This window comes from Arcobacter sp. 15-2 (assembly GCF_047159865.1).
Classification (GTDB): Bacteria; Campylobacterota; Campylobacteria; order Campylobacterales; family Arcobacteraceae; genus JAIOSF01.
Window position 1 is genome coordinate 939,120 of sequence record NZ_AP038804.1, and the last position, 22,568, is coordinate 961,687.

A 22,568-nucleotide genomic window follows, 5' to 3' on the forward strand; every position below is an offset into this window, starting at 1 on the left:
CATCATCCTTTCATACTTGTAAGTGTTGTCAAGTCAATATTATTGTGTTTTTTATACCATAAAACTAAAAGTCCTAAACCAATAGCCACTTCACTAGCAGCGACAGCTATGATAAAAAATGCAAAAATTTGACCTGTTAAATCTTCATGAAATTTTGAAATTGCAGCCATCCCAATATTTACGGCGTTGAGCATAATTTCTGTAGAGAAAAACAACATTAAAAGGTTTGTTCTTCTAAAGACTCCAAACATCCCTATCATAAAAATAATAGTACTTAATATTAAATAGTCATTTAAAGTTATACTCATTTCTCATCCTTTACTATACTCTTACTATCAATGCTATCATCACTTAGCTCTGTTTGTGAAATATCCATTTTTTTACCAGATAAAATAATTCCACCTATCATAGCAACAAGTAACATCACAGCAGCAACTTCAAAAGGTACTAAATATTTTGTAAATAAAACTATTCCTATATCTTGCGTATTTCCATCAATTGTTCCGTATAATTCTGCAGCCATTCCTAGCGGATACTCTGCTGTTATATTTGCACCAATAATTGGAGCTGTAAAAATAAATACAACAATAAGAGCAATCATTCCTGTCAATACAAAAGTAAGCCTTGGGTTTTGATGATTTTCTTTTATCTCTTTCATTGAGTCAAAAAACATCATTCCAAAAGCATAGAGTGCCATCACAGCACCTGTATATACAACAATTTGCACAGCACCCAAAAACTCAGCACCAAGCAAAAAGAAAAATGCTGATATAAATATCATTCCAGCTGCTAGTGAACTTAAAGCATAAAGTGCATTTTTTGTCATTACAGTTATGCTAAACATAGCTATTGTTAAAAAAGAAAATAGATAAAAAGCTACTACTTCAAACATATATTATCCTTCATATTTAATATTCCAACGGTGTTTTTTTGATTCTAGCATCAGCATCTGGTGAAACTGCTCCAAAACCTTGATATTCTAACTGTTGTTGAAGTTCTGCAAATGGAGTCAAAATATCTTCTTTTAAAACAAAATGTTCTCTTTGTTCACTCGCATTTTCATATCTATCTCCATGAACTATGGCTAACTCTGGACAAACTTCAGCACAATACCCACAAAAAATACATCGTCCTAAATTTATCGTATATTCTAAAACTTCTTTTCGTGACTCTTCATCTATTTTAGTATCCATTCGAATACAGTTTGCTATACATATTTTTTCACATAATCCGCAGCCTATACATCTGTTTGTTCCACTTTCTAAAAGCGCTAGAAGTTTATGTACCGCTCTATATCGAGGACTTATTGGAAGTTTTTCGATAGGGTATCTTGTATTATGTGATTCATTGTTAAAAATCACACCTCTTAAAATCTTAAAGGTGATCCCTAGTCCTTTAAAAAGTTCCAGACTAAAACCTCTGTCAAAAACTTGTTTAAATTTATCCCAGTTAGTTTTTGGATATTCTTCTATATCCATCAAAATATATTCCTGACTTCCTACATTTCTCTCTTTTAAATCTTGAAAACTCATCATAGCTCCTATAAGATAACTAAAGCTGTTACTAAAATATTTAGTAACGCCAATGGCATGAGTATTTTCCAACACAGCCACATGAGCTGATCTGGTCTGATATGTGGCCACGAAGCTCTTGTCCATAAAAATAAAAATATTAAAAACATCACTTTAAGAACAATAGCAATACCACCTGGTATAAACCAAAGATCGTTAAATCCACCTAAAAACATAAGTGCAGTTACAAATGAAACAGTAAAAAGGTTCGCATATTCCCCTATAAAAAACATTCCCCATCGTAGACCTGAATATTCCGTCGCATACCCAGCCACAACTTCTGCTTCATGTTCTAAAAGGTCAAACGGTGTTCTGTTTGTTTCGGCAAATGCTGCTATTAAAAACAATAAAAAAGCTAATGGTTGTGTAAAAATAAGCCAGTTTTGTACTCCCCCTGCTTGATAGTTATTTATATCAATCAAAGATAAACTTCCAACAAGCATCAAAGGTGCTAGCATAGAAAGTCCCGTCACAACTTCATAAGAAAGAAGCTGAATAGCAGTTCTAGCTCCCCCTAAGAGTCCCCATTTATTCGCTTGGGACATTCCACCTAAAAGTGGTCCATACAATCCAGTAGCCATCACACCCATTACAAATAATATACCAACATTTATATCAGATACAATCATTCCAGGGAAAAATGGAACAGCTGTCATCGCTATAAAAGCTGTTGCTGCTGTAATAATTGGAGCAATCATAAAGATAACTTTGTTTGCATTTTGTGGAACAAAGTCCTCTTTTGTAAAAAGTTTGATACCATCACATAAAACTTGTAAAACTCCAAATGGTCCAACATGTACAGGTCCAGGTCGTCTTTGTATAAAAGCTAAAACTTTTCTCTCTATATAAGTTGTAAAACCAGCAAGTGCAGAAAATACTGCTAAGATGATTATACATTTTACAACTGTCATGAGTATATCATTATCCATAATCTACACCTTTCTTATTATTGCTTTTTCAAATCTATTTTTAAATAAACTTTTTGTATCTATTCTTTTATCAAAAGTTGGTACATACGATATCTCACCAACTAAATCTTTATCTACTTGAATATCTAAAATGATTGTATGACTATTGGCTCTTACTTCAACACTATCTCCATCTTGAACATTTAGTTTTTCTTGTAAAGACGCAGATACATATAAAGCAACTTTTTCTTTTTGAAGAAGTCGTGCTATTGCTGTAAAGTCATTGAACTGATTGATAGGGTTTCCAGAATAAATGATATATTCATCTTCAGCTATTTCAAGTCTAGTTTGTTCATCTATGAGTTCAACATCTTGAATTTGAGACTCTACAGAGCTTATAGCATAACCTCTATGCTCAACTCTATCATTTGTAAAATGATTTTCCAAATCATCAAAAGCTATACCTTTGAAAATCTCTTGCGTGTAATCAATCGTATGAGGAACTTTATAATCTAAAAGCTCATTTGCTATATCATTTAAAGTATATCCATCGTATTGTATAGCTGCATTTGTAGGTACAAGATTTTTATCTATATTTACAAAAGTCCCCTCTTGTTGATTCAGTGGTGGCATATCAATATCTCCATCACCTAAAGCACTTAGCTCAAAATCTGCTTGGACATTATATCCTATAGTTTTTCCTATAGAGATAGCATCTAGTTCACACAATTGACTCACCCCTAAAGTATTTGTTTGAGTTGGTGAGATGATAACTTTAAAATTTGTATACTTTTCAACAAGCCCTGCTAACTTCGCTATTTTAGAAGCATTTGGGTGTTTGATACAATCTTCTCCGATAATGATAGAAAAAGTATCTTTTTTCAAAAGCATTGTTTCTATAGTTTCAAGAAGTGTCTCATCTGCTCCCATATCATCTAGAAGTCTTGTATAAGTATATTCAACATCTTGTGAAACTTTTTTAGGTACCATTTTGGTAACCTCTTTACTTTCACCTGTTTCTGCAGCAACAATAGTTTCTACTACTTTTTCTTTTATGGTTTCTACTACTGTTTTTGTACGCTCTTCTCTTTTTGAAGCTAAATACTCTTCAATGTTTGCAGGTAAGTCTGTTGCAAATTGATCTAAAATAAAATATAAAATAGCATCTTCACTAAAAGGAATATTTGCTACAGTTTCTATATTTTTTCCTTTTTTACCAAACCCTTCAATATGCTTATCTCCCATACTATGAAAGTACAAACCGGCACCTTTATTAATAGTAACTGCATTGTTAAAAGCATATTTTGCAGCTGGTGCATCTGACTTGAGAAAAGATCCTACTGAAACTATGAAGTTACTATTGTGAATATCTTCTAGTTTTCCATTGTATAAACTCTGCCCTGTTACACTTGAATACTCTTGCATAAAACCTTGGAATCGTAAAGCATCATTATTGATAAGTTTGATTCCAGTTTTTTCTTTAAGTAGCTGTAATATTTTTGACTCTTCATTGGTAATATATGAGTTGAAAACTATTGTTCCTGCATTTTTAAAAGCCTCAATAGTTTTATCAAAAGCCACCTCATCTTTTTTTGCACGGTTCACATAATCAAACCCAAATCGTGTAGCCCCATTTAAAGAAGTATAATGAGCATCATTGGTTACTCTGTAAATACTTTGCTCTTTATTTTGTACTATATTAGTATGTTTTACTTCATAATAAATAAGTGAACAATCAGAAGCATAAGGATTTGAAGCAGGTATTTTAGTAAGCTCCCAAGCATTTGACTTGTACTGAAAATCATGACTCACTAAAGCCCCAACAGGACAAACAGAAATACACTCACCACAATCAATACACTTATCTTCCTCAAACCCAATAAGACTTTTGTTTAATTTATTCCACATAGAATAAGCATCTTTTGGCATACTTGCTTTATATTCAGCACTTAAAGTATCCGAACCTCTTTTTACAGTACTTAAAGCACTTGAGCCTATCATATCTTTACAAACAGTCACACACTTTTCACATACAATACATAAACCTGGGTCATAATTCATCACGCCCCAATGTGCTGTAGGTCTATGTACATCCTTTACGCTATAGTGTTGTTCATCAACTTTCATATATAAGCTATAGTTTTGTAACTCACACTCTCCACTTTGATCACAAACACCACACTGTAAAGGATGATTTACATCATATACTTCCATTATCGCTCGTCGTTCTTTTTCGATTGTTGGAGTATTTATAGAGATATTCATCCCATCTTTTACTTTTGCATTACATGAATATACCTGTTTCCCATCTGCTTCAACCAAACAAAGCCGACAAGCAAGAGTTGGTGAACATTTTGATTGGTAACAAATAGCTGGAATAAAAAGGTCATTTGCACGAGCAGTATTAAGTATAGATTCTCCCTCTTTTGCTTGACACTCTTTTCCATCAATTGTTACATTTACTAGAGTATCCATTACCCGTTTACCTTATTGATTTTTACTTGCTTAAATCTATATCCTACACTGTTTAAATTTTCCAATGGGAGTAAAGCTATTGTCCCTCGAATAGATTCATCTATTTTAAATATTTTGTTTGCTATTGTATTATCATAAGCAATAGTTACAGTGTCTTCATCTTTTATTTTTGCAGCCATAGCAAAAGAAGCACTTCCTCTTAAAATATCATCATTACCATTTGTAATATAGACAACAGATCCATTGTAAGTATCTATATTTGCAACTTCACTTAAAACAATCTCTTTATCGAGATTAATCTCTTTATCTTTTTTCAATAAAACTACATTTACAGAGGAATACATATCAATAAATCGAATCAGATTGATTATATTTTCAAACTTGCTATGAGTATAAATATCATCACCAACAAGTAACAATATCTCTTTTTTATTTTCAAGTTTTTCAACTAAAAGTTCAAACTCCTCTTCACCTACACTACTCTCTCCACTTAAATTACCTATATCTAAATCTTCAATATAGTCTTGATATTTTGTAGGTGACTTTTTCACTATAAAAGCTGCGAGTAAAGCTAAAACACCCTCTTCACTTCCTGCTTCATATTTGATATATTGTGTATATTTCTCTTGTAAAGAAACATCATCAATTGGGTGCATATAGATAAACTCTGTTTCATTTTTTGATACCATTCTCTCTATATATGCTTTTACTTTTGGATGATCAAGAGATATTCTTGTACCGATACTAATAATAGCATCACTATTAAAATCCATAAAATTTTCTATTTGTATTTTATTACCATTCATAATCACTCCTATTTAGGTTCGTTTGTTTCTTCTGTTGTCATCAGTTTTGGTTGTTCTTTTTTTACAACAAGTGTCCAGTCTACTTCATTAAATTTTATAGAATTCATCAAAGTCCAATTATTCTCTTTTATACAGTCAGCTGATGCTTGAATACCTGAGAAATCTCCAATTTCAAACATAAAGATTGCATTTTCTCCCTCTTGTATTTCAGTATTCATCAACTCAACCATTCTAGGTATAAAGTCATTTTTTAATTTTGTAAGATCAAATCGTTTCATTATCTATCTACCTCACCAAATACAATATTTAAATTCCCTATAATAGTCACAACATCTGCTAGCTGATGACCAGGTAATAAATCAGTTAATAATCCAGTATGCCAAAAGCTAGGCGCTCTACATTTGAGTTTGTAAGCATACGGTGTACCATCAGATACTATATAAAAACCTAACTCCCCTTTTGGCGATTCTGTTGCTACATACACTTCTCCAACAGGTGGACGCATACCTTGTGTCACTAAAACAAAATGTTGCATTAAAGAGTAGTTTTGAGTCATCATCTCCTCTTTGGTACATGAGATATACTCTGGACTATGTGCCATAAGTTGTGTATCTGATGCTTCGTACATAGGGATAAGTTGTTTTAATATTTTTGAAGACTCATACATCTCTTGCATATAACATTTATATCGTCCATACGCATCACCCTTATCAGAAATAGGTATATCAAAATCAAGTTCACTGTAAAGTCCATAAGGAATCTCTTTTCTTAAGTCCCATTTTACTCCACTTCCTCGTAAAGCGACACCTGTTACACCCCAAGACTTAGCCATCTCTACAGGGATAACTCCTACATTTTCAAGACGCATTCTCCAAATTCTATTTTTGGTTAACAAACCTTCATAAATAGGGATTTGTGATTCTAAAGTTGTTATGAACTTTTCTAAGTCTTTTATCCAAGTGTTTGGTAAATCTAAAGGTACTCCACCAATTCGTACAGCACTATGAGTAAGTCTTGCTCCACAATAATCTTCCATTAGGTCAAGTGCATATTCTCTTTCTCTAAAAGCATAGAGAAAAATAGACATAGCACCTACATCTAAAGCATGTGTTGCTAACCAAAAAAGATGAGAGATGATTCTATTGAGTTCTAAAAGCATTGTTCTTATAACTTCTGCTCGTCTAGGTGCTTCTATTCCCAATAGTTTTTCAACTGCAAGTGCATAACCATAGTTATTTGAAGTAGATGCAATATAATCCATTCGATCAGTAGTAGGTAAAAATTCATTATAGATCATATTTTCACCCATTTTTTCAACACCTCTATGTAAGTAGCCTACATCAGGAGAAGCTTTAGTAACCTCTTCACCTTGAAGCTCCAATATCAGTCTTAACTGCCCATGAGCTGAAGGGTGTTGTGGTCCAAAGTTTACAACCATTGTGTTGTCTTCTCTCTCGAAATTTATATTCTCAAAAAAAGGTCGTAACCTATTTGTTTGTTGCATATTATTTCCTCTTTTTTAAATCTACTTTTTTTATCTCATCAAATGGGGTAACCAGTCGTACTCCAAAAAGTTTCACTCCACCCTCTTCTTGATATCGGATAGGAGTATCAGGTTCATTCCCCTCACTAACGGGCACACCTTTATCTACTTCATGCCCAAGGCGTGCAAACCTCGTAGTGTCGTATCTATCAACACAAGCTGAATCTCTTAACTCAGGTCCTATAGTATCTCTTGCATTTTTTCCAAAAATTTTATCTACTTCATACCAAGAAGCAGCCTCATCTCCATGCAATGGATATGTTTTTAGTAAAGGATGTCCTTGCCAGTCATCTGGAAGAAGAATTCTTTTAAGGTTTGGATGGTTTATAACCTTTACACCATACATATCATACATCTCTCGCTCACCCCAATCAGCCATTCTAAATAATGATTCTATTGATTGAATCGATTCATCTTTTTTGATAAAAGTTTTTACTCGAACTCTTCTTTTTTTAGAAGTTGATAACATCTCATAAACAATTTCAAAACCACCTCGTTTAGCTATATAATCTACGGCTGTTAACTCAATCATAAAATCATAGAAACAAATATCTTTTAAATGTTGTATAACTTTTACATTTTCATTTGGATTGATGATCAAAATTAAATGGTCTAGCTCAATATAAGCATCTAAAACCTCTGTGATATTTTGAACACTTGATAACTCTTCAGTAAAAACACTTTGTTGAACTTCTTTTCTAGGAACTGATGGTTTTACAAAAAATCTATCACTATGAAATGACTTTTTTTGCACATCGTTTTTAGGAGTATATTTTCTCATCTATATCAACCTTTTTGCTTTTTGAGCCATTTTTGCAGGTTCTCTTCTTATTTTTCGTTGCAACATCATAAGTGCATATTGAAGTGTTTCAGGTCGAGGAGCACAACCAGGTAAATAGATATCAACAGGGATAACTCTATCAACACCTTGAACTGTTGCATAAGTATTAAACATACCACCTGTATTTGCACACGATCCCATCGAAATAACCCATTTAGGATCTGGCATTTGGTCATATAATCTTCGCATAAACTCAGCATGCTTTTTTGTCAAAGTTCCAGCTACAACTATTACATCTGACTGTCTAGGACTCGCTCGAAAAATCGTACCAAACCTATCAAAATCAAATCGTGAACCACCTGTTGCCATCATCTCTATAGCACAACAAGCAAGTCCATAAGTCATAGGCCAAAGTGAATTACTTCGTCCAAAATTCACTATTTTGTCTACAGCTGTTAGTTTTATAGGTGTTCCACCATCCGCAAAATAATTTACTTTATGCTGTGCCATTCTAAAGCCCCTTTTTTCCAAGCGTAAATAAAACCTATTGTCAAAAGAAGTATAAATAAAATCATCTCAACAAAACCAAACCAACCCAAAACTTGAAAATTAACAGCCCATGGAAACATAAATATGATCTCTACATCAAAAAGTATAAACAGCAATGCCATAAGATAAAATTGTACCGATATTGTATTTGGCTGTTTTGTTACCTCTGGTCCACACTCATACAGCGTAGTTTTTAACTTTTCTGTATCTTTTCTTGCTAATTTATGACTAGCAAATCTTGATAATGATGTACCTGCTATAAATGCACCAAAAGTAAGTACAAACATTACAAATACACCAAAATAAGGATTTGCAAAATCCATATGTTCCATTTTTTTTCCTTTTGTAGGCTAATCTCAAATATTTTTACTAAAAATTTTACTCTGAAACTACCTAGATAATACCTTATTCTCTGTAAATAGAAACTTATAATTACTATTATCTAGAGTGATTTATAACAAATTTTTACTATGATAAAACTAATTATTAAGAATTAAATAGCAATATTAATTATTGCGACAAGATTATTTTTTCTATTTTTTCCAAACTTTCTTTTTTTACATTTGTAAATTGTGACTTATTAAAAGTTCTTTGTCTTTTTGCTAGTTGTGCTGTGTGTATAGAGATAAGCTCTTCTAACTCTTTTTTATTTATCTTACTATCTAAATAGTCCAGTGTTTCAACTATCCCAATACTACCCATACTATTAGGAGCTCTTGTATACTCTTTTTCTAAAGCTATCACTTCATCTATGATTCCATCTTTAAGCATCATTTGAGTTCTTTTTTTTATACGCTCTCTTAATACTTCTACATCAGTTTCAATCTCATAAATATCAAGATTGTTAATAATTGGCTCAGGTTTATTTTGTGCAAAATATAGAGATGGGGTAAGTTTTGTTTCAAAATACAATTGTGCTGCTTTTTCAATTCTATACCTATCAGTAGAGGCTATTTTTTTCATATAAGTTGAGTCTAGTGTATAAAGCTTTTTATAAAGTTTTTCTATATCTTGAAGCTCTTCTTGTACTTTGACTTTCGTTTCATCTGTAATATATGGAGTGGAGGAGAGTCCATCACATAAAGACTTGAGATAAAATCCTGTACCTCCTACAATAATAAGATTTTTTTCATGAGCGATTGCATATTGTTTTGCTTTTTTATACTCTTCATAAAACTCTATCACATCAAACACTTCATTGGGATAGATACAATCTATACCAAAATGTTTGATTCCATCTCGTTCAACAACAGTAGGTTTTGCAGAAGCTATATCGATTTTTTTATACACAGCCAAACTATCAAGGGACAATATCACCGCATTTAACTTATGAGCTAGTTTAATAGAAAGTGCTGTTTTTCCAGATGCCGTTGGTGCTATGATGGCTAGTTCTTTGTACAAATAATTCCCTTTTACATACATATAACTAACATTATAGTAAAATCCGCCTTATGAATAAAATACTAAAAAAATTAAATGACTTTAACGAACTCGTAATGTTTAAACATTCTATATTTTCTTTCCCATTTATATTTATTGCTATGGTAGTTGCTAGTGATGGTTGGTTCGGATGGAACCTTTTATTTTTAGGAGTATTAGCAGCCTTAACAGCTAGGAATTTTGCCATGGGATTCAACAGATATCTAGATAGAGATATCGATGCACTCAATCCTCGAACAATAAATAGACCAAATGTAGACGGTCGAATCAGTTCTACCCAAATGCTTCTATTTACTTTTGCAAATGCTTTGGGTTTTATAGTGGTTGCTTATTTTGTAAATAGCTTAGCTTTTTTTATAAGTGTTCCTATTTTACTTGTTCTTGCAAGTTATTCATATTTTAAAAGATTCTCTTATTTAGCACATATCATACTTGGAGTTTCTTTAGGTTTAGCTCCTATTGCAGGTGTGGTAGCTGTATCTGAGACTATAACTTTATGGTCTATTTATTTAAGTGTTGGGGTACTTTTTTGGGTGGCTGGGTTTGATTTACTCTATTCATTGCAAGATATTGAAGTAGATAAAAAACTAGGATTGCATTCTATTCCTTCTCAATTTGGGGCAAAAAATACTATGCTTTTTTCTAAAATTATGCACTTTCTTACTGTACTTTTCTGGTTATTATTTACTATAGAAGCTTCACTTGGTGTGTTTGCATATATAGCAGTAGTTGCTAGTGCTGTTATGTTGACTTACGAACATATCATTGTAAATCGTGATTTCACAAAAATAGATAAAGCATTTTTTACTATTAATGGTTATTTGGGAATTTTATTTTTTGTGTTAATAATATTGGAAAAGGTCTTTAACTAAAACAATTAGCTTATTCTATTCGCTAATTGTTCTGGTAAAATTCCCAAGTCTTCTTCTAAAAGTTTTGTATCTCCATGTTGTACATACAAATCAGGATATTCAAATGATGTCACTTTTACATCTAAATCTTCATCACTTATGAGTTCAAGTAGCGCACTTCCTACACCACCTTGCTTTTGACTATCTGAAAATACATACCATCTGTTTGTAGTTTTTGATAACTCTTTTAACAACTCTTTATCTAAAGGTTTCACAAAACGCAAGTCAACTATTGTGTTCTCTTCTTCACAGAGTTTTTCAGTATTTATAGCTCGTGATACACCTGCACCATACCCTATAAAAGCAATAGAACTTTTTCCTTTTTTAAGAATTTCTGCTTTCCCTTTTTGGAATTTTGATGGTGCATATTCTAACTCTTCAAAAGCTCCTCTTGGGTATCTAACTGCACAGGGTGTTGCATAATCTTTTGCAAACTCTAGTGCGTATTGTAATGTTGTTGAATCTCTTGGTGCAAAAAGGGTCATATTTGGTAAAAATCGTAAGAAACTGATGTCAAACTGTCCTTGATGAGTTTCACCATCAGCCCCAACAATTCCCGCTCTATCTATACAAAATGTTACAGGTAGATTCATCAAACAAACATCATGAATAATTTGATCAAATCCTCTTTGCAAAAATGTAGAATATATAGTGACAAAAGGTTTAAAACCATCTTTTGCCATGGCTGCCATAGAAGTAACCGCGTGTTGTTCTGCTATTGCAACATCCCAAAACCTATTTGGGAACTCTTTTATAAGTTTATCTATCCCTGTACCACTTGGCATAGCAGCTGTTACTCCAACAACTTTATCATCTCTTTTTGCTAATTCATATAAGGCATCACTAAATACAGCCGTTGCAGCTTTTGCACCTGCTTTTTTATGAAAATTTCCTGTTTCAACATCAAAAGGACCTACCCCATGCCAATGTTCAAAATGACCTTCTGCAATAGAATAGCCCTTTCCTTTAACAGTTTTTGCATGTACAATTACAGGTTTTCCTAAGTTCTTTGCTAACTTTAAAGTTTCAACTATCTCTTCAATATTATGACCATCAATAGGACCTATATAATCTATTCCCATCTCTTCAAAAATAATACCAGGAGTAATAAGTTTTAAACTCTCTTCTATTTTTTTAGCAATATAATCAGTTCCTTTAGGCATATAGTTTTTCACTATAAAGTCAACCTTATCTCGAAAACCTTGATAAAATTTTCCAGCTAAAAGTTTACTAAGATGTTTAGACATAGCCCCTATTGGTTTGGCTATACTCATCTCGTTGTCATTTAAAATAATAACAACAGGAAACTTCAAATCGCCTAGTTCATTTAAAGCTTCATAAACCATACCAGCACTCATAGAACCATCACCTATCATAAGAACAGGAACTTTTCCATTTTGTTCAATTTTGGCAGCTTTTGCAGCTCCAACAGCTAAAGATATAGAAGTTGAAGAGTGTCCAGCTACAAAATAATCTGCAGCTGATTCTTTTGGTTTTGTGAATCCACTCAAACCTTTAAATTGTCGAACAGTTTTAAACTTATCCCATCTTCCAGTGATGAGCTTATGTGGATAACACTGATGTGAAACATCAAAAATAAAAGGGTCATTATTACAATCAAAGACTTTGTGCATACCAAGAGTTAATTCAACAGCTCCAAGTGTGGAACTAAAATGTCCTCCATTTACTGATACAACCTCAATAATTCTATCTCTAATTTCTTGTGCTACTTGTTCTAATTCTGCTATGCTTTTATCTTTAATGTTCATATTACTTCTTTTCTAATAAATCTACTTCCCAAAAAAACTCAATCCAATCTTTTGCTTCTTTTACAGTATAATTTGGCTGTATAAGTGCAGTTGGTTTATAAAATACTGTGGCAATTTTAAATTCACAATGTGGATATTTTTCATTTAAAATTTTTAAAATCTCTACCATACTTTCACCACTATCCACAATATCGTCAATAAGAACAATTTTATGTTTTCGAGTCAAATCAGGGATATTAAAAATTTCAAAAGTTTCTAACTTTTTTGTTCCATCATAATGGATAGAGTTCAAACTATATATCTCTCGTGTTTCTAAGGCTTCACTAAGAAGATGTCCTAAAAGTAATCCTCCTCGCGCTATTGCAATCAATGCATCTGGATTATACTCTTTAATTTGTGGTATTAAAACTTTACAGTCTTCTATACAATCTTCATAACTATAATAAACTTTTTTCAATCTTTTTCCTCTAATGTAAAATAAATACTAATAATGATATCAATGTAATTGTGATTAAACCTAAATTAATATCTTTAAACTCACCTTTTAATAATTTTAATGCAGTATAAACAATAAAACCAGCCGCAAAACCATTTGTAATTGAATATGTCAAAGGCATTAAAATAACCATCAAAAACGATGCGCTTGTAACTGCCAAATCGTTTTGTTTAAAATTAATATTTCCAAGTTCTGAAAACATTAATATTCCTACAACTACTAAAACTGGATAAATTGCATTTGCAGGAATTGATTTAAATAATGGCAATAAAAACAGTGTTAAAATAAAAAACAAACCTGTAAATACAGCAGTTAATCCAGTTCTTCCACCCTCTTCAACACCACTTGAACTTTCTACAAATGATGTTGTAGTTGAAACACCAATTAAACTTCCAGCAACTGTAGATATTGCATCAGCTTCTAAAGTTTTCTCTAATGCTTTGTCATTTTTATCTTGTGTTTGAAATAAATTTGCTCGTGTTCCTACACCTGTTAATGTTCCTATGGTATCAAACATATCTGTAACTAAAAATGTAATTATGACAGGTAATAATGCTAAAGATAATGCACTTAAAATATCAAGTTGCATATAAATAGGGGCAATCGATTCAGGTAATCCCACTATTGATTCAGGAGCTGATCCTATCCCAAGACTCCATCCAATAATCGAAGTGATTAAAATTGCGATAATAAATGCACCTTTAACTCTAAAAGCATAAAATGCCAATGTCACAAATAACCCAAAAAGACCCAATAAAACAGCAGGATTTCCTAAATCACCTAAGGCTACTAATGTAGCTTTATTTTCAACAATAATACCCATTTGTTTAAGTCCAATAAAAGCAATAAAAGCACCAATACCAGCACTAATTGCTCTTCTTAAATCAACTGGGATAGAGGTCATTATCCATACTCTAAATTTGGTAAATGAAAGAATAACAAAGATAATACCACTTAAAAATACAATCCCTAAAGCAGTTTGCCAAGGCATATTCATACCTAATACTAAACCATAACTAAAGTAAGCATTCAGTCCCATACCAACACTCATAGCAATAGGTGTATTTGCCCAAATACCATTGAACATAGTTGCCATTATTGTAATAAGAGCTGTTGCTGTAATAACAGCTCCCATAGGTAACCCTGCATCATGTAAAATAAAACCATTTACAGGAACAATATACATCATCGTTAAAAATGTTGTAAGCCCTGCTAAAAATTCTGTTTTTACTGTTGTATTATTTTCTTGTAATTTAAATCTTGAAAACATCTATTGTTTCTTTAGATTTAAAAGTTTATCTAAAGATTTAAATACTTTTTTATTTTGTTCTTTTGTTCCGATTGTAATACGGATAGCATTTTGTCCATATCCTGTCATATCTCGCACAATAATACCTAGTTCTAATAATTTTTGTGCTATCTCTTTTGAGATAGCTTTACCAGTGTAAATTGTGATAAAATTTGTATAACTTGGTATAAACTTCAAGCTATTGTTTACACAATACTTTTCATACCGTTTCATCTCTTTAAAATTCTTTTTAATACACTTTTGTACAAATTTCTCATCTTGAAGTGCTATTTTTCCAGCTTCTAAAGAGAGTGTAGTTACATTAAAAGGTGGTCTTAATTTATAGAGGTTTTGAATAATATTTATATTTGCAATACCATATCCAACTCTCAAGCCACCCAAAGCATACGCTTTAGAAAATGTCCCAAGATAAATCACATTTGGATATTTTTTTATTACTTTTTTTACATCAATTTTTTTAGCACTATCTTTATAAGAAGCATATTCTTGATACGCTCCATCTAGTACTACTAAAGTATCTTTATCAATTTCATCTAAAAACTTGTACACATCTTTTGCATCAAGACATTCACCCATAGGATTATTTGGTAAACATAAAAAGATGATATCTGCACCCTCTTTTTCATATATCTTTCTAAACTCATCAAGATTATGTTGGTCTGATGGTGTTTTTAAAATAGTTGCACTTGTTTGTTTTGCATAGATTTCATACATAGCAAATGTAGTTTTTGCCATAAGTACTTTCGATTTTTTTGTACATTTTGCATGAACACAAAACTCTATTATTTGGTCACTACCTGCTCCAATAATGACATTTTTATCTTCAACTCTAAACCTTTTTGCTAGAGCTTCTTTTAATTCATACATACTATCATCTGGATAAACAAAAGCACTTGATGATTTTTTTTGTAATGCTTTTATTACTTTTGGACTTGTTCCGTATGGATTTTCATTTGAGGCTAATTTTATAATATCTTTTGGATCTATTCCATAATCTCTTACTACTAATTCTATTGGTTTCCCTGCTTCATAGATATTTACATTATCTAAAACACTATTAAATGTCATCTGCTTCCCTTACATAACTTCCCAAGAATTTTATCTCTTTTGGATATTTTTTAAATATTGTTTTTACTTTTTCTTCATCTTTGTGAGCATTGAACTCAATAAAAAAAGTAGAAACCCCTTCTACTATATGTGATTTTATTTTTGTTAAATTTATATTTGCTGTATCAAAATCATTCAAAAATCGTACCAAAGCACCAGATTGATTTGAAAGTTGTACCAAAATAGATGTTTTATCATCTCCACTTTGTCCATTTTCAAAATTTGAGATAATTAAAAATCGTGTTCTATTATCCCCTGTATCTTCAATGTTTTCAAATAAAATAGGAAGATTGTACATTTTAGCTCCCACATGTGAACATATAGCAGCAGAATGTTCATCTTCGATTGCTAGTTTTGCAGCTTTTGCAGTTGAATCTACAGGAATAAGCTCACACTCATTTAAACCTAAATCTTCCAAAAATTTATGACACTGATCAAATGCTATATCTTTTGAATATATCTTACGAATATCTTTTATATGATCTGCTCGTGAAGCTAAAGTATGATGAATATCAACCATAACCTCTGCAATAATTCTCAAATTTGAATCAGCGAAACAAGATACTGTATCATTTACAATACCATTACTACTATTTTCAATCGGTACTACACCAAACTTTGCTTTACCATTAGCAACTTCTCTAAAAACGCCCTTTATCGAACCTATTGGTAAATAAGCACTCATGGCACCAAATCTACTCTCTGCTGCTTGATGAGTAAAACTCCCCTCTGGTCCAAGATATGCTATATTTTCAGGTAATTCTAAATTTCTTGATATTGCAAATACTTCTAAAAATAATGCTTCTATAGCAGCTCTATTTAAGTTTCCTTTTGCTTTTATTGACTGGTTATGCAATCTTTCAATAATAGCTTTTTCACGCTCTGGTCTATAAATAGCTCCACCACTTTGAGCTTTTACACTTCCAACTTTATGCACAGTTTCCATTCTTTTATTTAAAAGAACCAATAACTGGTCATCAATAACATCAAGAGTGTCTCGCAATTTTTTTAATTCAACCTCTTCATTCATATCCATTTCCTTTGTAAATATCTATTTAAGATATTCCTCTTCATGAGCAATCAAGTCTTCAAAAGTTTCTCTTCTTCTAATAAGTCTATCTTCACCATTTTCTAAAGCAATTTCAGCAACTCTACCTCTTGTATTATAGTTACTAGCCATTGTGAAACCATATGCACCTGCACTATAAATAGCGATTAAATCATTGTGTTTTGTTGCTGGTAAAGAGATATTCTTTGCAAAAAAATCTCCACTTTCACAGACTGGACCTACAACATTACAGTCACTTATATCTTCAGTTTTTTCTAATACTTCAACTTTATGATAAGCATCATATAAACTTGGTCGAAGAAGATCATTCATAGCACCATCAACAATGACAAATCTTTTACTACCATTTATTTTTTCATATAAAACTTTGGTAACAAATGTTCCACTGTTTCCTACAATGAATCTGCCTGGTTCACATACTATTGTAATATCTATTCCAAATAAAGCATCTAAAACAGTTTGTGCATATTCGTATGTATCGATTAATGTTTCATCATCATATACAATACCTAAGCCACCACCAACATCAAAAAAACTTAACTCAATATTTAAACCTGATTTTAAATTTCTTACTAAATCTGCTACTATATTTACAGACTCTTTTATAGGAGCTAGTTCTGTTAACTGGCTACCTATATGGCAGTGGATACCTATTGGTTCTAAGTTGTCATTATTTTTAGCATAAATATAAAGTCTTTTTGCCGTATTTAAATCTACACCAAATTTATTTTCATGTAGACCTGTCGAGATATACGGATGTGTTTTAGGGTCTACATTTGGATTTACTCTAATAGAGATTCGAGCTATCTTTTCTAACCCTTGTGCTACCAATGCTACTCGATGAAGTTCAGCTTCACTTTCGACATTTATCATTAAAATATCCAACTCTAAAGCTTCTTTAATTTCATCATCAGTTTTACCCACACCAGAAAAAATAATTTTGTACTTAGGTATTTCTGCCTTAAGCGCTCTTTTTACTTCACCAATACTTACACAATCAGCACCACTTCCTTGCTGTCCTAAATGTTTTACAACACTTAAATTTGAGTTTGCTTTAACAGCATATGAGATCAATGATTTTCTTGCTTTAAATGCTTCTTTTAATTCATTGTATTGTTTTGAAATATAATCGAAGTCATACACATAATATGGGGTTTGATATTTTTTTGATAGTTCTTTAAAATTTATTGCCATTACTATTCTCTTATTATTAAATTTAGCAGTTATAATAGCTAATTTTTAGTAATTATCGTCTTAATAGCTTCTATTGATATAATTTTAAAATCTTGTTGTAGAGTTCTGTATATTGTAATGGATCAACTGTAGTATTATATAATCTCATTGCATAGTGAAGATGTGGACCTGTTATTCGTCCTGTTACTCCTGACTCGCCTATTTTTTGCCCTTTTAGCACTTTATCACCTTTTTTTACAGTAAAACTACTCATGTGGGAATAGTAAGAAAAAGCACCTCGTCCATGATCAATATAAACAACTTTTCCTAAATAAAATCGATCCATTGTCAAAGATACAATGCCATTATTTGAAGCATAAATACTCGTTCCTACTTTTGCACGAAAATCTGTTCCTGTGTGGTAACTTTTTGTTATCCCATTATATATTCTTGCATTACCAAAAGCACTTGTGATTTTTGAATCTATAGGATAAATATATTCTTCATTATTCGTTAAATCATCAGAAGTTATTTTTGAATATACCTCTTTATATACTTGTGCATATTCTTTTTTAGATCGTTGTTTATTTTTTGTGGAAAGGGTTACTTTTCCCTGTGCAACTTTAATAATTTCATTTTGTTTATAGTCACCATCAACAATTTCGATTTCGATATTTTTTGTAATGAACTTATCTTGTAATTTATAATTAATCTCTACATATTCTTTTTGTTTTTTAGAATAATAATCAACAGGAACAAAAACCCTATAACTTTTTATTGAGTTAGATATCGGAAACATCTGATATTTTTTATTCTGATAAATCAAATGTGGAGAGGGAGATATATCCTTATCACTTTGTAAAACTATGGCAAAAGTTGTTCCATGTTTCACTTTAGCATGAGAAAGAGTAATATCTACCTTTGAAAAAAGGGAAACACTAAAGACTAGTAATACAAATATATATTTCATCACTTATAATCTTTAGCTAATCTAACATACAATTATTACTTGTCAGTTCCATTCCAAGCAATAGTTGGTTTTCCATTTTCATCAAAATTAACAGCTGGCATACCCATGATGTTATAACCAGCATCAACATAATGAATTTCACCAGTAACAGCAGAACTTAAATCAGAAAGCAAATACATACCAGAGTTACCAACCTCATCAATTGTTACATTTTTCTTTAATGGAGAATGTGATTCATTCCATTTTAACATAAATCTAAAATCACTAATTCCAGCAGCCGCTAAAGTTTTAATAGGTCCTGCTGAAATTGCATTTACTCTAATTCCATCTTTTCCTAAATCTTCTGCAAGATATTTTGTAGTCATCTCTAAAGCAGCTTTAGCTACACCCATAAGGTTATAGTTTGGAATATATTTTGCTCCACCATAATAAGACAATGTTAATATTGAAGAGTTGTCACTTAAAAGTGGTTTTAATTCTCTTGTAATCTCAATCAAAGAATATACAGATACATCCATTGCAACATCAAATGCATCTTTAGTGATATCATAAAATCTTCCAGAAAGACCAGATTTTGGAGCAAAAGCTATAGAGTGCACAATAAAGTCAATCTGTCCCATATCTTTTTCTAAAGATTCTTTTAGTGCTTTAATCTCTTCTGGATTTGAAACATCACAAGGGTATACATAATCTGCACTACCAAACTCTTCTGCTATAGGAACAACTCTTTTCTTTAAAGAATCATTTAAATATGTAAATGCAATTTGGGCACCTTGTGCTTTACACTGTTTTGCTATACCATAAGCAATAGACTTATTGTTTGCTACACCTAAAATTACACCTTTTTTTCCATTCATTAACATTATATCTCCTTCTTTTTATTATTTTGTATTTGTTATTTTAATCATCTCTTTGAAATCTTCTACATTCCAAGACCCACTACCTATTAATGTTCCATCAACATTTGGTATATCTAAGATATCAGATATATTTGATGTTTTTACGCTACCGCCATACAAAAGTGGCTGTGTGATTTTTTTCTTAATCTTTTTATGAATAATTTCAATATCTTCTGTTGTTGGAATTTTACCTGTACCAATCGCCCATACAGGTTCATAAGCAATTACTAAATTATCATACTCTAAATCAATTCCATCAAATTGATTCCAAATATATCCTAAAGTTTCAGTCATCCCTATCTCTTTTACCTCTAAAGGCTCTCCAACACAATAAATTATTTTATACCCTAAAGCTTTATAGTAGTTGTACTTGTAAGCAATCTCTTTTTGTGATTCACCTAAGATATGCCTTCTCTCGCTATGCCCTATTAAAATAGTTTTGATGTTAAACTCATCAAGTTGTTCTGTACCAATTTCACCTGTAAAAGAACCATTCTTTACATAATATGCATTTTGTGTACCGATTGTTAAGTTATCAAGCACTTCAAAAGTATCTAAAGATGTTGCGGTAGGGAAAACATATACATCATTTTTGATATTTTCTTTTTCAAGAAACTGGTTTACTTCCTCTACAAATAGTTTTGTACTTTTTCTAGTGTGATTTGTTTTAAAATTGCTAGCTATAATTTTCATAAGGTAAACCTTTTATTCTATTCTATTTTTTCGGATTTTATCATAATTTTTTAAAAACTCTTATTATTTTGATTGTAACTTATTTTTCAAAATAATTTTTCCAGATTCAACGCCTGGTTGGTCATAAGTATTAATTTGAACAAATTTACCTACAATAGATGTCAGTAACTGATAATTAAACATTAATCCTGCAATATTATATTCATCTACTTTATCTATAGTAATTACATCACACGGTATATCTGCAATATTTTCGATAGACTCAATTGTTGCATTTGCTTGAGCTTCTATAAGTTCTGCAAAAGTTAAACCATCAACATATTCTAAGTCGTCAAAACCATCTAAAGTATTTTTAGGAATTATAGTCTCTTCCTCAAAATCATTTACTTTAACAAAAGTAACTGTTTTATCTCTTTTCCCTTCTGCTATTAATTGCAGAAAAGAGTGTTGGTCAACTGGACCTATTAATCCTATTGGAGTTAAAGCTTGTGCTGTTCCATTTACATTTATCTTCCCTAAGCTCTCACCCCAAAGTTGTATATACCATTTGTTAAATCCTTCCAATGATGAAGAATAACTAAAAAGCACATTAATATTAAATCGTGTTTTGTTTTCAACTAAAAAGCGTGCTTTTTGCATAAGTGGTTCATAGAATTCTGTTTGTTCAAAAAAACTATCTCGAACTTTTTTTGCACCATTAAGTAGATTATCAATATCAACACCAATAATAGATAAAGGAAGTAATCCAACAGCAGAAAAAACAGAAAATCTCCCACCTACATTTTTAGGGATTTCAAATGTTTGCATATCGTGTTTTTGTGCATACTTTGTTAGTTTACTATCAGTTTCACTTACAATGACACAATTGTTTTTATCAATTTTTATAAGAGTATGAAAATATTTAAATAAACTAATTGTTTCAATTGTTGTACCCGACTTACTGATAACAATAAATAAAGTATCTTCTAAATCTAAGTTATCAAGTCTTGAGCGTATATCCATAGGATCTGTTGATTCAAAAAAATGAAGTTTTTTCTCATAATCATTTGCTTTTCTTAAAAAATCATATATAGCTATAGTTCCTAAAGTACTTCCTCCTATACCTATAATAGCTATATGTTTTTGTTTTACTGTTGCAGCAAACTCTTTATAAATTGTAGTATTTTGAAGAGGCAGATTATAATAACCTATTTCCTGAATCTCCTCTTTAATACCTTCAAAAATCGTTTTATTTGATTTTATTTGATAAAAGTTTTTATGATATTGCATGCTTACCCTTTATTATAAAAATAATTTGTAGCTTCCACAAAACCATCAACACTTCCGCAATCAAATCTTTTCCCATCAAACTTATATGCTAATACTTTGCCCTCTTTTGCCAAAGTCATAAGCGCATCAGTTATTTGTATCTCTCCACCTTTACCAGGTTTTGTAGTTTTAATCACTTCAAAAATCTCTGGAGTTAAAATATATCTCCCTATAATTGCAAGATTTGAAGGAGCATCTTTTGGCTCTGGTTTTTCTACCATATCATTAACTCTAAAAATATTATCTGTAATTTTTTCACCTGAAATGACACCATACTTATTAGTATCTTTTTCAGGAATCTCTTCTATTGCCACAATACAACAATCTGGATACTTTTCATGAAGGCTAGTCATTTGAGATAATACAGAAACATCTATATTATCACATAAATCATCTGCCAAAATAACTGCAAATGGTTCATTCCCAATAAGTGTTTGACCTGTCAAAATTGCGTGTCCTAACCCTTTCATTTCAACTTGTCGCGTATAGGAAAAAGTACAATGTTCAATCATACTATTTACTTCAGTTAATAAAATTTCTTTAGAACTACCGCTAATACTCTTTTCAATGTCAGTATTTGTATCAAAATGATCTTCAATTGCTTTCTTATATTTACTTGTTACGATTGCCATAGTATCACAACCTGCACTTATAGCTTCTTCTACCCCGTATTGTAATAAAGGTTTCGTAAGTACAGGTAACATCTCTTTAGGAATTGCTTTTGTAGCTGGTAGAAATCGTGTACCATACCCTGCTGCCGGAAATAAACATTTTTTTATCATTCAATCTTC

24 protein-coding genes are annotated in these 22,568 nt (G+C 31.4%); 1 reads left to right on the forward strand and 23 read right to left on the reverse strand.

All coding sequences use genetic code 11. From position 1 onward, the window contains the following. Nucleotides 1–2: 2 nt before the first annotated feature. From nuoK to miaA, 12 genes are all read right to left on the reverse strand, one after another. Complete coding sequence (gene nuoK, locus ACMCMH_RS05020) at nt 3–308, reverse strand: NADH-quinone oxidoreductase subunit NuoK (RefSeq protein WP_412727721.1); 306 nt, start codon at nt 306–308, stop codon at nt 3–5. Continuing rightward, nucleotides 305–892 carry an NADH-quinone oxidoreductase subunit J gene (locus tag ACMCMH_RS05025; RefSeq protein WP_412727723.1) on the reverse strand — a complete coding sequence of 196 codons (588 nt, stop codon included), beginning with the start codon at nt 890–892 and terminating at the stop codon, nt 305–307. The genes nuoK and ACMCMH_RS05025 overlap by 4 nt, the downstream gene beginning before the upstream one ends. 16 nt (nt 893–908) lie before the next feature. Beyond that, nucleotides 909–1,532, reverse strand: coding sequence for an NADH-quinone oxidoreductase subunit NuoI (nuoI, locus tag ACMCMH_RS05030; RefSeq protein WP_412727725.1), 624 nt, complete (start codon nt 1,530–1,532; stop codon nt 909–911). Nucleotides 1,533–1,540: 8 nt separating this feature from the next. After that, a complete protein-coding gene (gene nuoH, locus ACMCMH_RS05035) occupies nt 1,541–2,500 on the reverse strand; it encodes an NADH-quinone oxidoreductase subunit NuoH (protein ID WP_412727727.1) in 960 nt (319 codons plus the stop codon). A 3-nt stretch (nt 2,501–2,503) separates the two neighbouring features. Further along, complete coding sequence (locus tag ACMCMH_RS05040; protein WP_412727729.1) at nt 2,504–4,954, reverse strand: NADH-quinone oxidoreductase subunit G; 2,451 nt, start codon at nt 4,952–4,954, stop codon at nt 2,504–2,506. After that, on the reverse strand, nt 4,954–5,760 hold the full coding sequence (locus ACMCMH_RS05045) for a hypothetical protein (RefSeq protein WP_412727731.1): 807 nt from the start codon (nt 5,758–5,760) through the stop codon (nt 4,954–4,956). Before ACMCMH_RS05045 ends, ACMCMH_RS05040 begins: the two co-directional genes overlap by 1 nt. Before the next feature lie 8 nt (nt 5,761–5,768). Further along, entirely contained in the window at nt 5,769–6,038 is a 270-nt protein-coding gene (locus tag ACMCMH_RS05050) for an NADH-ubiquinone oxidoreductase subunit E family protein (RefSeq protein WP_412727733.1), read from the reverse strand. Continuing rightward, nucleotides 6,038–7,264: an NADH dehydrogenase (quinone) subunit D gene (gene nuoD, locus ACMCMH_RS05055; protein WP_412727735.1), complete on the reverse strand. Its 1,227-nt coding sequence runs from the start codon at nt 7,262–7,264 to the stop codon at nt 6,038–6,040. The genes ACMCMH_RS05050 and nuoD overlap by 1 nt, the downstream gene beginning before the upstream one ends. Nucleotide 7,265: 1 nt before the next feature. Further along, the gene (locus tag ACMCMH_RS05060) at nt 7,266–8,084 is read right to left on the reverse strand and encodes an NADH-quinone oxidoreductase subunit C (RefSeq protein ID WP_412727737.1); all 819 of its coding nucleotides are present in this window, start codon (nt 8,082–8,084) and stop codon (nt 7,266–7,268) included. Continuing rightward, nucleotides 8,085–8,594, reverse strand: coding sequence for a NuoB/complex I 20 kDa subunit family protein (locus ACMCMH_RS05065; protein ID WP_412727739.1), 510 nt, complete (start codon nt 8,592–8,594; stop codon nt 8,085–8,087). Beyond that, nucleotides 8,576–8,965 carry an NAD(P)H-quinone oxidoreductase subunit 3 gene (locus ACMCMH_RS05070; RefSeq protein ID WP_412727741.1) on the reverse strand — a complete coding sequence of 130 codons (390 nt, stop codon included), beginning with the start codon at nt 8,963–8,965 and terminating at the stop codon, nt 8,576–8,578. The genes ACMCMH_RS05065 and ACMCMH_RS05070 overlap by 19 nt, the downstream gene beginning before the upstream one ends. Nucleotides 8,966–9,143: 178 nt before the next feature. After that, nucleotides 9,144–10,055, reverse strand: coding sequence for a tRNA (adenosine(37)-N6)-dimethylallyltransferase MiaA (gene miaA, locus ACMCMH_RS05075; protein WP_412727743.1), 912 nt, complete (start codon nt 10,053–10,055; stop codon nt 9,144–9,146). 29 nt (nt 10,056–10,084) lie between these two features. Between miaA and mqnP the strand changes: the two genes are divergently transcribed. Next, a complete protein-coding gene (mqnP, locus tag ACMCMH_RS05080) occupies nt 10,085–10,945 on the forward strand; it encodes a menaquinone biosynthesis prenyltransferase MqnP (RefSeq protein ID WP_412727745.1) in 861 nt (286 codons plus the stop codon). 5 nt (nt 10,946–10,950) lie between these two features. Here the strand turns inward: mqnP and dxs are convergent, their stop codons facing one another. The 11 genes from dxs to galU form a co-directional block, all read right to left on the reverse strand. Next, nucleotides 10,951–12,753 carry a 1-deoxy-D-xylulose-5-phosphate synthase gene (gene dxs / locus ACMCMH_RS05085; protein WP_412727747.1) on the reverse strand — a complete coding sequence of 601 codons (1,803 nt, stop codon included), beginning with the start codon at nt 12,751–12,753 and terminating at the stop codon, nt 10,951–10,953. A gap of 1 nt (nt 12,754) precedes the next feature. After that, nucleotides 12,755–13,210, reverse strand: coding sequence for a phosphoribosyltransferase (locus ACMCMH_RS05090; RefSeq protein ID WP_412727749.1), 456 nt, complete (start codon nt 13,208–13,210; stop codon nt 12,755–12,757). A 10-nt stretch (nt 13,211–13,220) separates the two neighbouring features. Then, nucleotides 13,221–14,519: an NCS2 family permease gene (locus ACMCMH_RS05095; protein ID WP_412727751.1), complete on the reverse strand. Its 1,299-nt coding sequence runs from the start codon at nt 14,517–14,519 to the stop codon at nt 13,221–13,223. After that, the gene (gene hisC, locus ACMCMH_RS05100) at nt 14,520–15,626 is read right to left on the reverse strand and encodes a histidinol-phosphate transaminase (RefSeq protein ID WP_412727753.1); all 1,107 of its coding nucleotides are present in this window, start codon (nt 15,624–15,626) and stop codon (nt 14,520–14,522) included. After that, the gene (pheA, locus tag ACMCMH_RS05105; RefSeq protein WP_412727755.1) at nt 15,616–16,695 is read right to left on the reverse strand and encodes a chorismate mutase; all 1,080 of its coding nucleotides are present in this window, start codon (nt 16,693–16,695) and stop codon (nt 15,616–15,618) included. The genes hisC and pheA overlap by 11 nt, the downstream gene beginning before the upstream one ends. 21 nt (nt 16,696–16,716) lie before the next feature. Next, a complete protein-coding gene (lysA, locus tag ACMCMH_RS05110; protein WP_412727757.1) occupies nt 16,717–17,928 on the reverse strand; it encodes a diaminopimelate decarboxylase in 1,212 nt (403 codons plus the stop codon). Nucleotides 17,929–17,998: 70 nt separating this feature from the next. Beyond that, nucleotides 17,999–18,877, reverse strand: coding sequence for a M23 family metallopeptidase (locus ACMCMH_RS05115; protein ID WP_412727759.1), 879 nt, complete (start codon nt 18,875–18,877; stop codon nt 17,999–18,001). Between the two features lie 35 nt (nt 18,878–18,912). Then, a complete protein-coding gene (gene fabI, locus ACMCMH_RS05120; protein ID WP_412727761.1) occupies nt 18,913–19,740 on the reverse strand; it encodes an enoyl-ACP reductase FabI in 828 nt (275 codons plus the stop codon). 18 nt (nt 19,741–19,758) lie between these two features. Then, complete coding sequence (locus ACMCMH_RS05125; RefSeq protein WP_412727763.1) at nt 19,759–20,469, reverse strand: triose-phosphate isomerase; 711 nt, start codon at nt 20,467–20,469, stop codon at nt 19,759–19,761. Between the two features lie 63 nt (nt 20,470–20,532). Beyond that, complete coding sequence (locus ACMCMH_RS05130; RefSeq protein ID WP_412727765.1) at nt 20,533–21,738, reverse strand: glucose-6-phosphate isomerase; 1,206 nt, start codon at nt 21,736–21,738, stop codon at nt 20,533–20,535. A gap of 2 nt (nt 21,739–21,740) precedes the next feature. Then, nucleotides 21,741–22,559 (reverse strand): UTP--glucose-1-phosphate uridylyltransferase GalU, encoded by an 819-nt coding sequence (gene galU / locus ACMCMH_RS05135; RefSeq protein ID WP_412727767.1) that lies wholly within the window; start codon nt 22,557–22,559, stop codon nt 21,741–21,743. Between the last annotated feature and the right edge of the window lie 9 nt (nt 22,560–22,568).

Coding starts and splice junctions, on each gene's coding strand:
- nuoK (WP_412727721.1), bottom strand. CDS start 308: ATGAGTATAACTTTAAATGACTATTTAATATTAAGTACTATTATTTTT.
- ACMCMH_RS05130 (WP_412727765.1), bottom strand. CDS start 21,738: ATGCAATATCATAAAAACTTTTATCAAATAAAATCAAATAAAACGATT.
- ACMCMH_RS05045 (WP_412727731.1), bottom strand. CDS start 5,760: ATGAATGGTAATAAAATACAAATAGAAAATTTTATGGATTTTAATAGT.
- ACMCMH_RS05040 (WP_412727729.1), bottom strand. CDS start 4,954: ATGGATACTCTAGTAAATGTAACAATTGATGGAAAAGAGTGTCAAGCA.
- ACMCMH_RS05065 (WP_412727739.1), bottom strand. CDS start 8,594: ATGGCACAGCATAAAGTAAATTATTTTGCGGATGGTGGAACACCTATA.
- ACMCMH_RS05060 (WP_412727737.1), bottom strand. CDS start 8,084: ATGAGAAAATATACTCCTAAAAACGATGTGCAAAAAAAGTCATTTCAT.
- pheA (WP_412727755.1), bottom strand. CDS start 16,695: ATGAATGAAGAGGTTGAATTAAAAAAATTGCGAGACACTCTTGATGTT.
- ACMCMH_RS05050 (WP_412727733.1), bottom strand. CDS start 6,038: ATGAAACGATTTGATCTTACAAAATTAAAAAATGACTTTATACCTAGA.
- ACMCMH_RS05025 (WP_412727723.1), bottom strand. CDS start 892: ATGTTTGAAGTAGTAGCTTTTTATCTATTTTCTTTTTTAACAATAGCT.
- mqnP (WP_412727745.1), top strand. CDS start 10,085: ATGAATAAAATACTAAAAAAATTAAATGACTTTAACGAACTCGTAATG.
- miaA (WP_412727743.1), bottom strand. CDS start 10,055: ATGTATGTAAAAGGGAATTATTTGTACAAAGAACTAGCCATCATAGCA.
- nuoI (WP_412727725.1), bottom strand. CDS start 1,532: ATGAGTTTTCAAGATTTAAAAGAGAGAAATGTAGGAAGTCAGGAATAT.
- galU (WP_412727767.1), bottom strand. CDS start 22,559: ATGATAAAAAAATGTTTATTTCCGGCAGCAGGGTATGGTACACGATTT.
- ACMCMH_RS05095 (WP_412727751.1), bottom strand. CDS start 14,519: ATGTTTTCAAGATTTAAATTACAAGAAAATAATACAACAGTAAAAACA.
- ACMCMH_RS05115 (WP_412727759.1), bottom strand. CDS start 18,877: ATGAAATATATATTTGTATTACTAGTCTTTAGTGTTTCCCTTTTTTCA.
- nuoH (WP_412727727.1), bottom strand. CDS start 2,500: ATGGATAATGATATACTCATGACAGTTGTAAAATGTATAATCATCTTA.
- ACMCMH_RS05125 (WP_412727763.1), bottom strand. CDS start 20,469: ATGAAAATTATAGCTAGCAATTTTAAAACAAATCACACTAGAAAAAGT.
- ACMCMH_RS05070 (WP_412727741.1), bottom strand. CDS start 8,965: ATGGAACATATGGATTTTGCAAATCCTTATTTTGGTGTATTTGTAATG.
- fabI (WP_412727761.1), bottom strand. CDS start 19,740: ATGTTAATGAATGGAAAAAAAGGTGTAATTTTAGGTGTAGCAAACAAT.
- hisC (WP_412727753.1), bottom strand. CDS start 15,626: ATGACATTTAATAGTGTTTTAGATAATGTAAATATCTATGAAGCAGGG.
- nuoD (WP_412727735.1), bottom strand. CDS start 7,264: ATGCAACAAACAAATAGGTTACGACCTTTTTTTGAGAATATAAATTTC.
- lysA (WP_412727757.1), bottom strand. CDS start 17,928: ATGGCAATAAATTTTAAAGAACTATCAAAAAAATATCAAACCCCATAT.
- dxs (WP_412727747.1), bottom strand. CDS start 12,753: ATGAACATTAAAGATAAAAGCATAGCAGAATTAGAACAAGTAGCACAA.